The following is a 14,074-nucleotide window of genomic DNA, read 5'->3' as shown; positions in this document are numbered from 1 at the left end:
GTTGTCAGGTGACGATGGGAGCGGGCATGGACACCGACACAATCTGGCGCACCGTCGATGAGCAGCGGGCACAGCTCGCCGACCTTCTCGACACCCTTCGGCCCGATCAGTGGTCGACGCCGTCGCTGTGCGCCGGTTGGACGGTGCGCGAGGTCGCGATCCACATCACCCAGGCCCACGCCGGCCTCGGTGAGTTTGTCCGGGCGGCACTCAAATCCGGTTTCCGGTTCAACGCCATGGTCCGCCGGGCGGCACAGGACGACACCGCCGATCCGGCGGCCATCACGACGCGGCTGCGCGCCATGGTGGGGTCACGCAAGCGGCCGCCGATGACCAAGGAACTCGATCCGCTGATGGACATCCTCATCCATACGCAGGACATCTGTGTTCCGCTGGCCATCGACCGCCCGATGCCCACCGATGCCGCCGTCGCGGTGGCACAACACCTGTGGCACATGAAATTTCCGTTCGCCCCACAGCGCGACCTGCCGGGCTACCGCTTCGTGGCCACCGACGCCGATTTCGCCGTCGGCCCGTCCTGGGGCGCAGTCCGTGAGGCACCGATCGGCGACATCGTGATGATGTTCGCGCGACGGCGCGACGTACCGGCCGCCGAACCCGAGGGCGAACCCGAGGACGAGTAGGTCAGCTGCGATCGGGTGTGCGGGTGCCGGCCCACAACGCGAACGCGACCAGCGCGGTCAACAACACCCCGGTGCCGAACACGGTCAGGTCGAACGAGCGGGCACCTGGCCAGCCCGCCTCGGTCCGGGCCGAGCCGCGCAGGAACGGGACCACGACCAGGATTCCGATGGCTACCACCGCCTCGGCGAGGACGACGCGCGGAAAGTGCTTGGCGGCCAGGTGAAATGCATGACCGGTTTCTCCGTCGGCCCGCGCCGCGAGGATCTTCGGGATGAGGATCCGCATGTTGTAGGCGCCGGCGATCAGCAGCGCAATGACAAGGACGAGCTTGATCGCGAGGTAGCGGCCGTAGGCCGTGGTGAACAACTGCCCGAACGTGCCGACGTGTATCCACGACAGCCAGGCGCCGCTGACGATCAGGACGCCCACCGAGTACAACGCCGCCACCCCGAACCGCTCCCAGATCTGAATCCAATCGCGCGTCGCCAAATCCTTGGCCGCGCCGTCGGCGATCCGTGCGCTCGATGCGATCCCGGCCACGGACAACACCACCAGGCCACCCACCCAGACCAGGGCGCCGATCACGTGGCCCGCAGTCGAGACGTTGTGGGCCAACCCGTTGAGCGAGGGGACGGACCGCGGAATGTTCGGCAGCACGGCCGTCAGCACGGCCACCGCGACGACGCCACCGGCGAGCCGCCGCGACGATCTGCCGTGCAGCAGCACCAGTCCGAGCGCCACCACCAACGCACCACCGAGCTGGATCAGCGGCAGCACATGCACCGCGAATCCGTCCCCGCGTCCTGGTGGGGCAACGAAATACTGCGCGAGCGCGGCGAGCGCGACGAACACCGCCGCCGGAACCGACAAGGCCCGAACCTTCTCGGCCACCACCCCGCCCCGGTCCGGCGGGATGGCGAGCACGGCAATCGTCAGCCCGATCCCCACCGGCACCGAAAGACTCGCCCAGTGCAGGGCTTCGGTGACAACTGCGACCAAATTCGGTGCGGGCGGTGCCGATCCGGCCATGGTGCGTCCTCTCAGCCCGGCGCGGCGGCGGGCGCATCGTCGGAAAAGAACGTCCGGATGGCGACGAACCCGCCACGCCGGTACGCCTCATAGGCCCAGATCGCCGCGATGATCGGCAGCGGGCCGAACGCCACCCACCATCGCGCCGACGGAGGGACCAACTCGGCGATCACCTGCGAGCTGGGCTGACCGTCGACGATGGCGGGTAGCCATTCGTGCAACAGGATAGTCAGCATCCGGGTCGCCTCGAACGGGCCCGCGACGGTGGCCAGTACCCAGCTCACCCACGCGATGACCAGCGCCCAGGGCCAGGCCAACAGCAGTGACTGGTCGTCGACGATGTCGGCGGACGAGCGGATCGACTCGGCGATGAACGCGAAACCCAGCGCCACCAGCAGCACCCCGATCTGCGCGGCCAGCAGGTCGTCGAGCACCGAGTTCGCCAGCTCGTCCCCGGTCCGCGTCGGCAGACCGAACGCCAGTGACAGCAGACCGGCCAGCAGGGCCAGCAGCATCAGCGCCGAGGTTGAGTCGTCGATGCGCATGAACGAGTCGGTGAGGATGCGCATCACCAGACGTGAGGAGGACGACGGCCGGGTCCGGTAGAGGATCATCACCACCAGCCCGGAGATGACGATAGAGATCAGCCAGGCCACCACGGCCGCACAGATGATCACCAGGGCGAGCGACCCGATGACGGGTACCAGCTGTTCGTTCGCGGTGTCGCCGTTGCGGACCACCAGTAGGGGCACCACGCCGATGGCCACCACGCCGAGCGCACGCAGCAGGATCGGCAGGGTGAAGCCGGCCAGGTCGCCGGCGTCGAGTTCGGGATCGCTGCGGCGGATCGCGGCGATCTCGGCGCTCATCACCGACCGTGCCCGGCGGAATGACATTTTGCGCGCCACGCTGCGAATCTAAGCGGCGCGGCCAGTCCGGATCATGGGACACGCTGGGCGGACGTCGGCCTCAGCGCAGGTACAGTTCGCCGCCGGTCGGGTAGCCGCCACCTTTGGTGGTCAGGTGCACGTGGTCGTAGTGGCCGTAGCTGCCGGATTTCGCGCCGCCGTCGGGTGTGTAATAGGTGCCCCGCCAGATGGCGTCCTGCAGGGCGAACCGCTCGGCGTTCTTCAGTGCGTAGGCGACGATCCGGTTGCCGAGCGCGATGCCGCCCGAGCTACTGGCGTTGGGGATCATCACGTCGATGGCCAGACCGTCGGGGTGCCAGCGCAGGGCGTCCGGACGGACACCGCCGATGTCCTGGATCTCGGGGAACGCGGCGCTGACGGCGCGGGCGGCCAGGATGGTCTTGACTTGCAGGCCGCGCTCCGGCGCGTCGCCGACGGGCAGCAGTTGCGGGATGTTGATGACGCGCCACCGGGAGGCGGTAGACGGTTGCGCCTGGGCCGCGCTCAGGCCGACGGTCTGGATGGCGGCGGTCGAGCCGCCGCCGGGCGCTGCCACGATCTCCATGCAGCACGGCGGTCCCTGCTCGGCCGGGGGCTCCGCGGCGGGTTTGGCGGTTTCCTCAGCGGGGTATGGATGGAAATCACCACCGACCGCGAAGAACACAGCGGCCGGAGCGATGAGGCCAGCCGCTACCGCCGGCAGTTTGCGCCGGCGGGGGCTGGCTAATGCGTGTCGGCCCACACGGGCACCATACGGATAGTTCCCCGAGGTCGCAGCAACCGCTCCCCGGTTCTGCGAGTTTCCTCAGAAACGTGTCAAGCACATTTTCGGCGTGTTTTCCGAGGTCAAAGGTCACAAATTGGTCACGGGAATAAGAGATTCCTAAGGGAGGCTCCCGCTATCCCGTCACCGGTGCGGTCATCACCGCGGTGAACGTCATCCGGTCCCCCCGATACAGCGAGCGTCGCTGTTCGATCGGGATCCCGTCCTGGTCGTAGGACACCCGGTTGAGCAGGAACATCGGGGTGCGACTGTCCACGGTGAGCAGCGCGGATTCGCGCGAGTCCGGTAACGCGGTGTCGATGGTGTCGACGGTGCGTGCGAAATGAATCCCGCGGCTGCGGATCTCGGCGTACAGCGAATCGCGGTAATCGAAGACCTCGCGCAGTCCCGGATATCGTGCCGCGGGCAGCTTCGTGGTCTCCAGGCCGACACGGATGCCGTCGGTGGTCAGCACCCGCTCCAACTGCAGGACCGGCGCGCCCACCTCGATCTCCAGACGCCCGGCCAAAATGTCGTCGGCAATCAGGTCGCTCCAGCCGACCAGAATGCGCCCGCCGCTGCGGCCCTGCTCTTTGGCCGCCTCGGTATACGAGCCCATCGACAGGGGCTGCAGGATCTTTGGCTTGGCGACGACGGTGGCGCGGCCCCGGCGCTCGATCCGCCCGGCCAGCAACAACTCTCGCAATGCCTGACGCACAGTTTCGCGAGCGACGTCGAAACGTTCGGCGATCTCCCGCTCGGCCGGAAACGAGTCGCCGACCTCGAGATCCTCGAGCAGTCGCTCCAGTTGCGCGCGAACGACCTGGTGCTTGAGCACCCGGGGTTCTGCGGTGGCGGACACCCGACCACCGTAGCAAGTCTTGGTATAGACCAAAGACGTCCAGAGTTGTTAACCTCCCCGTCTCCTCGCATGCACCCGCTGGTATAGACCAACCCACAGGGTGTGGGGCATGGCAGTCGCGGGCTCCCGTCGGCGCGCTGCCCGTCAACCGCTCCGTCCCCGAAAGGTTCAGCGCGCCATGAAGTTCGGTACTCTTTGCACCGCCGCTGCGATGGCAGCCGCCAGCGCCGCCCTGGTATTGTCCGGCTGTTCGAGCTCCGGCTCGGACTCCGATGCGCTGACCGCCCAGGGCTTTCCGCAGACCCTCACCCTGGCCGCCATCCCGGCCGAGAACTCCACCGACCTGAAGGCCAGCTACGAGCCGCTGATCAAGCTGCTGGAAAAGGAGACCGGCGCCAAGGTCGAGTTCGTCCAGGCCTCCGACTACGCCGGGGTGGTCGAAGGCATCATCGCCAACAACGTCGACCTCGCATTCTTCGGACCGTTCGCCTATGTGGTCGCCGGTGTCAACGGCGCCAAGATCACCCCGGTGGGTGCGGTGATCCAGGACCAGGGCGCTCAGCCCGGCTACCAGTCCTACGGCCTGGCCCGCGCCGACGAGGCGAACATCAACGGGCTCAACGACTTTGCCGGCAAGAAGGTGTGCTTCGTCGACCCCAGCTCGACATCGGGTTTCCTCTACCCGACCGCCGGGCTGATCGAGGCCGGCGTGATCAAATCCGGCGCCGAAGGTGACATCTCGGCGGCGATGTCACCGATCTACGCCGGTGGCCACGATTCCTCGGCCCTGGCCATCGCCAACGGCGACTGTGACGCCGGCTTCGCGTTCGACACCATGGTCGACAAGACCATGATCGCCAAGGGCGATCTCAAACCCGGTCAGCTCAAGACGGTATGGAAGTCCGAGATGATCGCCGGGTCGGTGTTCGCCGCCAACGACGCCCTGGGCGAGGACGCCGTGGGCAAGCTCAAGACCATCTTCGCCGACAAGGTCAACGTGCCCAACCTCGAGGCCGAGGGCTTCTGCCAGGGCGACGCCTGCCGGGTCACGGACGAACGCGCCTGGGGATTCGTCCCCGTCGACGATTCCGACTACAGCGGGGTGCGCCATGTCTGCGACGTCACCGGTTCCGAGAAGTGCAAGGGCTGAAACCCGATGAGCGCAGCCGGACCTCACCATCCCGTCGCGGGCGACGACCTCGTCGTCATCGCCCGCGACGTCACCAAACGTTTCGGTGACACCCTGGCCCTGGACCAGGTCAGCCTCGACGTCCGGCGCAGCGAGATGCTGGTGCTGCTCGGCCTGTCCGGTTCGGGCAAGTCCACCCTGCTGCGCTGTCTCAACGGGTTGCACCGGGTCACCTCCGGCACCGTCGAGGTCGGCGGCACCCACGTCGACCGGGCCGCACCCAAACAGCTACGCGCCCTGCGCCGCAACGTCGGCTTCGTGTTCCAGCACTTCAATCTGGTCGGGCGGTTGAGCTGCCTGGAAAATGTGCTGATCGGTGGGCTCGGGCAGCTCCGGTTGCCCCGCTACGGTGCGCTGACCTACCCGAAGATCATGCGCGCGGAAGCCCTGGCCTATCTGGACCGGGTCGGCCTGGCCGGTTACGCGGACCGGCGGGCCGACACGCTTTCCGGCGGACAGCAGCAGCGGGTCGCGATCGCGCGCACCCTGATGCAGAAGCCCGGCCTGCTGCTGGCCGACGAGCCCGTGGCCTCACTCGATCCCGAAAACGCCGGTGTGGTCATGGATCTGCTGTTCCGAGTGTGCATCGAGGAGAAACTGACCGTGGTGTGCACACTGCACCAGGTGGACCTCGCGCTGGGCTGGGCACACCGGCTGGTCGGCCTGCGCAACGGCCAGAAGATCCTGGACCGGCCCGCGGTCGGGATGACCCGCGACGACGTCATGGAGATCTACCAGCGCGTCGACCCCGCCGCCCGTTCGGTGGCTCACCCCTCGTGAGCACCGACCTCGCCGAACGCCCCACCCCGTCCGCGCCGGCGCCCGAGCGCAGACCGCTGCCCGGCCTCGTGCATCTGGTCGGCGTGGGGGCGATCCTGGCCACCGTCGTCGCGGCCTGGTCGATCGACTTCGCCCCGGGCACCCTGCTGAACGGAGTCGACGAAGTCGTCGCGCTGCTGGAGCGGATGATCCCGCCCCGGCTGGACGATCCGGGCCGCATCGCGCACCTAGCCGTCGAGACGCTGTTGATGGCAGTGCTGGGCACGGTGCTCGCCGCGATCGCCTCTGTGCCATTGGCTTTCCTGGCCGCCCGCAACACCACCCCGCATCCGGCGGTACAGGCCGTGGCCCGGGCGGTCATCACGTGCTGCCGGGCCATGCCCGATCTGCTGTTCGCGGTGCTGTTCGTCCGCGCCCTCGGCATCGGGGTACTCCCGGGCATCCTCGCGTTGGCGCTGCACTCCATCGGCATGCTCGGCAAGGTGTTCGCCGATGCCATCGAGCAGACGGACCCCGGCCCTCGGGAAGCGGTGCGCAGCACCGGCGTCGGCTACTTCCGCGAGATGCTCAACGCCGTCGTCCCCCAGGCGGTGCCGTCCTGGATCGCCACCTTCATCTACCGCATCGACATCAACCTGCGCATGTCGGTGGTGCTCGGCTTCGTGGGCGCCGGCGGCATCGGCTTTGCCCTGCAGGATGCCCTGCGCGGCCTGATCTATCCGCGGGCTCTGGGCATCGCTTGCGTGATCCTGGCGATCATCGCGGCGATGGAACTGCTGTCCATCGTGATCCGGCGGATGCTGCTGGAATCCGCACAGTCGAACCCGGCCCGGGAGCGCGCCGCCCGGTTCGTCTTCGGTGGAGCGCTGGTGGCGGTGTGCCTGGCGGCGTTGGCGATGTTGCAGCTCAATCCGCTGTCGCTGGTCACCTGGGTCGGTCCGGCCATCGATGTGTTCACCCGGATGATCCCGCCCAACTTCTCGGCGCTGGGTACCGAATTGTTCGCCGCCGCAGCACAAACCGTTGCGATCGGCGTGGTGTCCACCGCCATCGGCATCGTGTTGTCGATCCCGGTCGGCATCCTGGCGGCCCGCAACGTCACTCCGCATCCGGTGGTCTACTGGCTGGCGCGGGGCTGGATTCTGGTGGTACGCGCGGTCCCTGAGCTGATTCTGGCCGTGGTGTTCGTCGCGGCACTCGGGCTCGGGCCGATCGCCGGCACCTGCGCGCTGGCCATCGGATCGATCGGCTTTCTGGCCAAACTGGTGGCTGATGCGGTCGAAGAGATCGCGCCGGGGCCGCTGGAGGCGGTGCGCTCGGTGGGTGGCGGCTGGTGGAAGACGTTGTTCTCCGCGGTGATTCCGCAAGCCATGCCGGCGATGGTCGGATCCAGCCTGTACCTGTTCGACGTCAATGTGCGGACCTCGACCATCCTGGGCATCGTCGGCGCGGGCGGCGTCGGCTATCTGCTGTTCGAGTCGATCCGCACGCTGAACTTCGACGTGGCCGGCGCCATCGTGATCGTCATCTTCGTCATCGTCTACGCCATCGAGAGATTGTCCGGATGGATCCGCTCCCGCCTCGCGTGACAACGGCCGCGGTCTGGACCGGCACCGGGGTCGACCTGCAGGCGGTACCAATACCCGCACTCGGTGACGGTGATGCGCTGGTAGGGGTGCGGTTGGCCACGGTGTGCGGCAGTGACCTGCACACCGTCACGGGCCGGCGCCCCTCGGCCTGCCCGTCGGTCCTCGGCCACGAGGCCGTAGGCGAGGTCGTGGCCACCGGCCCGGGCGCCGACGTGCGGGTGGGCCAACGCGTCATCTGGTCGGTGACGGTGGCCTGTGGCCGGTGTGGGCGCTGCCGGTCGGGGCGCAGCGCCAAGTGCGTCGCGGTACGCAAGGTCGGTCACGAGCCGTTCGACGGGGACTGGCCGTTGTCGGGTTCCTATGCCGCACATGTGGTTCTGCCGCGCGGGACGGCGATCGCCGTGGTCCCCGAGACGCTGCCGGATGCCGTCGCCGCACCGGCGGCGTGCGCGACAGCCACCGTGATGGCCACCCTGGAGGCCGCGGGAGACGTGGCGGGCCGGCGGGTACTGATCGGCGGTGCCGGCATGCTGGGTCTCACGGCAGTGGCGGCGTGCGCCGAGGCCGGCGCCGATGTCCAGGTTGTCGACCTCGACGCCCACCGGATGGCGTTGGTGCCGGGCTTCGGCGGCCGCGCGTCCAGCGGATGCCCGGTCGATGTGGCGATCGACTACACCGGTTCTTCCGTAGCCGTCGCAGATGCGTTGGGCCGCATCGACATCGGTGGCATCCTGGTACTTGCCGGATCGGTGACGCCCGGTCCGCCACTGGCGATCGATCCGGAACGCATTGTGCGGCAATGGCTCACCATCACCGGGGTGCACAACTACGAACCCCGCCACCTGCACCGGGCGGTGGAATTCCTCGACCGCACCCGGGACCGCTATCCGTGGGAAACCCTCGTCACAGCTCCGGTCGCACTCGAAGACCTGGCGTCGGCGCTGCGCCCGCCGCCACCGGGAAAACTGCGCGCGGCTGTCGTTCCATGACGGCGCAACTCCGCGAGATCACTGTGCACGCAGCCCGGTGACGGCGAAGCGTTCGACGTTCGCGACGTGCCCACCCGTCGACACCACCAGCGTGAGAGCGCCCGGTTGCGGTGGCGTCGTCATCGTCACCCGCGCCGACCACGGCCGCGCCTGCCCGCCCGCGGGCAGACAACAATCCTCACCCAACACCTCGGGCTGGGTGAGCTGCCGGACCTGCAGGTGCAGGCTTTCGTCCACGCCCGTGATGGTGCCGCCGGCGTCGATCACCGGGCCCACGGTGCTGCCATATGGCGGGGCGTCGAGGGTGAGCACCGCATCGCGGGTGCCGACGACCTCCCATGGCGCCTCCGGCCGCGGGCCGAAACGTGCGAGGTGGATCGTTGCGGCGGTCGCCGAGTTGACCTCGGGTATCGAGTATCCGACCCCGATCCAGGCCTCGCGGGCCTGCTCGTCGACAGTGGTGGCCTGGTCGATCTCCGCGAAACCCAGGTAGTTCTGGGTGAAGAACAACGCGGTCGCCTTGGCGTCGGCGTGCCAAGGCGAATGTCCCGCTGGGGCACCGTCGTTCAGCCAATCGTCGGCCTCGTGCTGAGCGGCAAACGGCCACAGCGGCTGGAACGCAAAGGCTTCGGAGGCCGGCGGCGGTGAGGACACCGGAACCGCGGCGGTCGATCCGCAGCCGGTGAGCATCACCGCAGTCACGGCTGCGGCCGCTCGGCGCCACCAGGCCCACATGGGCCCGAGTCTACTGAAACGCGCCGAGAAAACTCAGCCCTGGAAGACCCGGATCCAGTCGACCAGCATCTCGGCGGGATAGTTGCCCCCGCTCGGATCGCGGCCGCCCGAACCGCCGACGGCGATGTTGAACACCGGCACCATCGTGTAGCCCGGATCGTTGAAAGGCCAGTCCTGCAACGAGTTTGCCGGAACCTCGAAGAAAGGTTCCATGCCCGGGGCGTAGTCCTTCCAGAAGTACATGCCCTGCGGCGTCCACGACATCCGCCAGGTGTGCCACCCGCTGTCGATCGGGTGCGGGTCGGTGGCGAACGATTCCCCGTCCAGCCGGGCGTGCACCGTGGTGCCCGACGGCCAGTCCCGGTTGCCGTACCACTCCACCAAGTCGACCTCGCCACCGCGGACGGGATCGTCATTGAGGAGCCAGAACGCCGGCCAGGCACCGTCGGTCAGGCAGTTGAGCTTGACCCGGGCCTCCCAGGTGGTACCGATGCCGCCCCGCCAGTTGCCCACCACCTTGGCGCTGGCGTACTTCTCCTGGACGGTGGTTCCCGGGCCACGCGTCGCGCGGATCACCAGGTTGCCCTTGCCGTCCTGGAAAGCGTGGTCGGTGTCGGTGACGTAGCGGCCCATGTTGAACGGCTTGTCCCACTCGACCGGGTTCTTGATGGTTTCGCGCTCCGGCACGAGATGCCACCAGGCCGGGTCCGGCGGAGCCCCGGCCGGGCCGTTGAACTCATCCTGGAACAGGAAGCTCGGTGTGGGCGCGGCGGCGGCCGGCGTGGGCGTCCCGGGCGCCGGGGCAGACGGCCCCGGACCAGGCGGGTTGTCACCAATGGCCGGGTCGGCGTTGGCCATCCCGGCCGGCAGCGCAGCGGCTGCCACCCCCAGACCCATCATGAACATCACACTGCGACGATCCATCTCAGGCACAGCAGAACCTTAACCGAACTCTTACCCACATTTCCCACGCCTACCCAAAGTTTCGCGGCACCAGGCACATTTCCCCAGTTGGTGGCGCCGCGACCGGCACTCGGCACGACCGCGCGTCGATACGCGGCGCAACCCGTCACGGATAGGGCTGAAAAGGATTCTGCGGCTGCTGCTGGTACGGGTACTGCGGTTGCTGCGGGTAGGGGTTCTGCGTCTCACCGCGGTTGGGCACCTGGATCGGGATGGGCACCGGCACGAACGGCACCGTGACGTACGTCGTCGTCATCGGGTTGGTGGTCGTCGTCGTAGTGGTGGGCACCGTGGTCGTGGTCGTGGGCGGCGTCGTGGTGGTGGTGGTGGTGGGCGGTGTCGTTGTCGTCGTCGTTGTGGTGGTCGTGGGCGGCGGCGTGGTCGTCTGTGTCACGACATGCGTTTCCGTCACCGGCGGCGGCGGAGCCTGCGTGACCGTGACCGGCGGCGGCGGGGGCGTCTCGATCACCGGTTCAGGTGCCGGCGGCGGTTCCACCGGGGGCGGCGCGATGGCACTGGGGGCCGGCTCCTGCGGCAACGGCTTGGGTTCGGCGGTCTTGACCGGCGAACTGGGCACCGTGCCCGTCGCGCTGGTCAATGCGTACGTCACCCCACCGATGGCGACCACGACCAGCGCCGCGGCCACCGCGAACACCGCGAACGGCAACCGTTGCCAGCCACTGGCGGGCTGCTCGATCGGCCCGGTCGGCGGTACGTACTGCACGGCCGGGCGTGCCGCCGTCTCACTGCCGTAGGAGTCCACCAGGTCCGGCCCGGTGTAGGGCACCACGTCGTCGTCGGATTCGTCTTCGGACCAGGCCAATGCCCGGAACGTCGACGACCCCTCGCCGGCGGGACCTGCTGGCGCAGAAGGGATTCCCGCAGTCGGCACCGCCGCGGCCACACCCAGGGTCGGCGCCATGCCGGTTTGGGCATCGGCCTCGGCGACATAGGCGGCCGCCAGCGCGGCGCCGATCGCCGCATCCAGCGCGGGTTGCGGCGTGGTCACCACGGCTGCCTGCGAATGCTCCGAAAGCTGTTGGGTGACAAGAGGAATGTTCGCACCGCCACCGATGGTCACCACCGCCGAGATGGCCGGCCACCCGATCCCGTTGCGTTCCAACGCGGTTTCCAGCGCCTCCAGCACACCGGCCAGCGGTGCGTGCATCAGGGCTTCCAGTTCCGGTCGGGTCACCCGGACGGTGGCCGAATATCCGGGCAGCTCGACGGCCAGATCGGTTGCCGTGTCGGCCGACAACCGTTCCTTGGCCTGTCGGCATTCCTCCCGCAACCGGGCCAGTGACCCGACCGCGGCGGTGCCGGCGGGATCCAGGCCACCGGACTGGGCCGCCCCGTCGAGGATGTGGGTCAGCAGCGCCTGGTCGATCTGGTCGCCGGAGAAATCCGGATGGCGGGTGGTCTCATCGAGCGGTTCGAAGGCGGCCGCGGCGTCGGCCAGCGTGATGCTGGTGCCGCCACCGCCGAAGTCCAGCAACGCCACCACACCCTGGGTCGGCAGACCCGGATTGGCCCGCAGGGCGGTCAGGGAAGCCACCGAATCCGGGACGAGCCGGGCCGGCAACCCGCCGCGGGACAGGCTGGGATTGGTGCGCAGCGCGTTGCGCAGCGCGCGCATGGTGGGCGCTGTCCAGTGCGCGGGCACGGCGATGGCCAGCTGCTCAGAAGGGCCGCCGGCGAGCTCCACCATTGCATCGAGGGCTTCGACCAGCAGGGTGTCCGCGGGGTACGACGCACCGTCGGGCGCCACCAGCGGCACCGGGTCACCGACCCGCTCCACGAACCCGCTCAAGGTGACACCGTGGCCGGATTCGTGCAGGCCGACCTGCGGCGTCCGGTCGGTCGACAGGGTCAACACCGAACGCCGGCTGACAGGTTGGTTGCCGACGCGCACCGCAACCAAGTTGGTGGTCCCGATCGACAACCCCAACGGGCCGCTCATAACGCCCGCCACCTTAGCCGCCGTGCCCTGTAGACAGCTGTCCGACACTCCGCCGCGACGCTCGCAGCCCGGTCACGGGCCGAAAACGCGTTTGAATTCGAGGTCCGCGGGTACTGCGAGAGCCATGACCTCGCTGTGGCTTGCGGACCGGCCGCACCACTTGATGGCGCCCACGCTCGCCGACGAATCTTCGCGCAGCGCCGACGTCGTCGTGGTCGGGGCCGGGATCACCGGCCTGGTCACCGCGGTACTGCTGGCCCGGGCCGGCAAGGACGTCCTGGTGCTGGAGGCCCGTACCGCCGGCGCCGGGGCGACCGGCAACACCACCGCCAAGATCAGCCTGCTGCAGGGCACCCGGATGGCCGATATCGTCGCCAAACACTCGGTCGCAGTGGCCCGGCAGTACGCCGAGGGAAACCGTGCGGCCCAACAGTGGTTGATCGATTACTGCGCGGCCCGCGGGATCGGCGTGCAACGCGAAGATGCCTACACCTATGCGCAATCGCCCGACGGTGTGGCGCGGGCCGAGGCCGAGCTGGCGGCCGGTCAGAGCGCCGGCCTCGAGGTCGAGTGGGTCGACGACGCCGATGTGCCGTTTCCGTTCCACGGCGGTGTGCGATTGGCCGATCAAGCCCAGTTCGATCCGATGCCGTTGCTGGACAACCTGATCGCCGAGCTGAGCGAGCACGACGGACGCCTGGCCGAGGGTGCCAGGGTGCAGCGGGTCAGCCACTGCGGCACCGGGCTGAAGCTGCACGTGCAGACCCACACCGGTCTGCAGGTCGACGTGCACGCCGCCCGGTGTGTGCTGGCCACCGGCATCCCGATCCTCGATCGGGGCGGGTTCTTCGCCCGGCTCACGCCGCACCGCTCGTACTGCATGGCCTTCCGAGTGCCCGGCAACATCACCCCCGGGATGTACATATCGGCCGACTCCCCCACCCGCTCAACACGTTCGGCGCCCACCGCGGCCGGGGACCTGCTGCTCGTCGGCGGCGCGGGACACCCGGTGGGCCGCAGCAGCGACCCCGACGCGGCGGTCCAGGAGCTGGCCGGCTGGGCCCGGGTGCACTGGCCCGGTGCAGTCCAGACACATTTCTGGTCGGCGCAGGACTACACGCCGATCGGCGCGCTGCCCTACGTCGGCCCCATCCTGCCGGGCCACGACAAGATCCAGGTGGCAACGGGTTTCGACAAGTGGGGCATGACCAATGGGGTCGCGGCAGCGCTGGTGCTGGCCGGCCGGATCCTCGGCGACCCGATCGACTGGGCCGACGCCTTCGCCAGCTGGAGCCCGCACGACCTGTCCGGCCTCGCCACCGCGGTCCAGGCCAACCTGACGGTCGGATTCAACCTGGCCAAGGGCTGGGTCACGCCGGCGACCCGCATCGGCGCCGTCCCCGGCGAGGACTGCGGCGTCGTCAGCGGTCCACCCTGGCGCCTGGCGGCCCACAGTGTGGTCGACGGGGTCCACCGCACGGTGTCACCGGTGTGCCCGCACCTCGGCGGCATCGTCGCTTGGAACGACGCCGACAAGGCCTGGGAGTGCCCGCTGCACGGATCGCGCTTCGCTCCCGACGGCACGTTGCTCGAAGGGCCGGCCACCCGCGGCCTCACACCTGCCGGATAGCCCGTCGCCGGCCACGGTGCGTGTGCTCCAAT

General features: G+C 68.8%; 13 protein-coding genes. 6 read left to right on the top strand and 7 right to left on the bottom strand.

Features of this window, described 5'->3' with window-relative positions; genetic code table 11:
* Positions 1-26: 26 nt before the first annotated feature.
* Positions 27-644, top strand: coding sequence for a maleylpyruvate isomerase family mycothiol-dependent enzyme (locus tag FR943_RS02285; protein ID WP_217154647.1), 618 nt, complete (start codon positions 27-29; stop codon positions 642-644).
* A 1-nt stretch (position 645) separates the two neighbouring features.
* On the opposite strand, the gene FR943_RS02280 is transcribed toward FR943_RS02285, so the two are convergent.
* The 4 genes from FR943_RS02280 to FR943_RS02265 form a co-directional block, all read right to left on the bottom strand.
* Complete coding sequence (locus tag FR943_RS02280; RefSeq protein WP_217154646.1) at positions 646-1,674, bottom strand: CopD family protein; 1,029 nt, start codon at positions 1,672-1,674, stop codon at positions 646-648.
* A gap of 11 nt (positions 1,675-1,685) precedes the next feature.
* The gene (locus tag FR943_RS02275; protein WP_217154765.1) at positions 1,686-2,570 is read right to left on the bottom strand and encodes a hypothetical protein; all 885 of its coding nucleotides are present in this window, start codon (positions 2,568-2,570) and stop codon (positions 1,686-1,688) included.
* A 73-nt stretch (positions 2,571-2,643) separates the two neighbouring features.
* Entirely contained in the window at positions 2,644-3,324 is a 681-nt protein-coding gene (locus FR943_RS02270) for a VldE C-terminal domain-containing protein (protein ID WP_217154645.1), read from the bottom strand.
* A gap of 157 nt (positions 3,325-3,481) precedes the next feature.
* Complete coding sequence (locus FR943_RS02265; protein WP_217154644.1) at positions 3,482-4,207, bottom strand: GntR family transcriptional regulator; 726 nt, start codon at positions 4,205-4,207, stop codon at positions 3,482-3,484.
* A gap of 178 nt (positions 4,208-4,385) precedes the next feature.
* On the opposite strand from FR943_RS02265, the gene FR943_RS02260 reads away from it, so the two are divergent.
* Genes FR943_RS02260 through FR943_RS02245 form a run of 4 tightly spaced genes read left to right on the top strand, consistent with a single transcriptional unit; the run spans position 4,386 to position 8,754 of the window.
* Entirely contained in the window at positions 4,386-5,357 is a 972-nt protein-coding gene (locus tag FR943_RS02260; RefSeq protein WP_372448058.1) for a phosphate/phosphite/phosphonate ABC transporter substrate-binding protein, read from the top strand.
* Between the two features lie 6 nt (positions 5,358-5,363).
* The gene (gene phnC, locus FR943_RS02255) at positions 5,364-6,176 is read left to right on the top strand and encodes a phosphonate ABC transporter ATP-binding protein (protein WP_217154642.1); all 813 of its coding nucleotides are present in this window, start codon (positions 5,364-5,366) and stop codon (positions 6,174-6,176) included.
* Positions 6,173-7,765 carry a phosphonate ABC transporter, permease protein PhnE gene (phnE, locus tag FR943_RS02250; protein WP_217154641.1) on the top strand — a complete coding sequence of 531 codons (1,593 nt, stop codon included), beginning with the start codon at positions 6,173-6,175 and terminating at the stop codon, positions 7,763-7,765. The genes phnC and phnE overlap by 4 nt, the downstream gene beginning before the upstream one ends.
* The gene (locus FR943_RS02245) at positions 7,741-8,754 is read left to right on the top strand and encodes a zinc-binding dehydrogenase (protein ID WP_217154640.1); all 1,014 of its coding nucleotides are present in this window, start codon (positions 7,741-7,743) and stop codon (positions 8,752-8,754) included. Before phnE ends, FR943_RS02245 begins: the two co-directional genes overlap by 25 nt.
* Before the next feature lie 18 nt (positions 8,755-8,772).
* Here the strand turns inward: FR943_RS02245 and FR943_RS02240 are convergent, their stop codons facing one another.
* From FR943_RS02240 to FR943_RS02230, 3 genes are all read right to left on the bottom strand, one after another.
* The gene (locus tag FR943_RS02240) at positions 8,773-9,489 is read right to left on the bottom strand and encodes a hypothetical protein (RefSeq protein WP_217154639.1); all 717 of its coding nucleotides are present in this window, start codon (positions 9,487-9,489) and stop codon (positions 8,773-8,775) included.
* A 33-nt stretch (positions 9,490-9,522) separates the two neighbouring features.
* Positions 9,523-10,413 (bottom strand): glycoside hydrolase family 16 protein, encoded by an 891-nt coding sequence (locus FR943_RS02235; RefSeq protein ID WP_217154764.1) that lies wholly within the window; start codon positions 10,411-10,413, stop codon positions 9,523-9,525.
* Between the two features lie 145 nt (positions 10,414-10,558).
* Positions 10,559-12,412, bottom strand: coding sequence for an Hsp70 family protein (locus FR943_RS02230; protein WP_217154638.1), 1,854 nt, complete (start codon positions 12,410-12,412; stop codon positions 10,559-10,561).
* A gap of 124 nt (positions 12,413-12,536) precedes the next feature.
* On the opposite strand from FR943_RS02230, the gene FR943_RS02225 reads away from it, so the two are divergent.
* Positions 12,537-14,042 (top strand): FAD-dependent oxidoreductase, encoded by a 1,506-nt coding sequence (locus FR943_RS02225; RefSeq protein WP_217154637.1) that lies wholly within the window; start codon positions 12,537-12,539, stop codon positions 14,040-14,042.
* Positions 14,043-14,074: the final 32 nt, after the last annotated feature.

The organism is [Mycobacterium] fortunisiensis (genome assembly GCF_019050325.1).
GTDB lineage: Bacteria > Actinomycetota > Actinomycetes > Mycobacteriales > Mycobacteriaceae > Mycobacterium > Mycobacterium fortunisiensis.
Note: the sequence above shows the minus strand (reverse complement) of the source record. Positions and strands in the feature narration are given on the sequence as shown.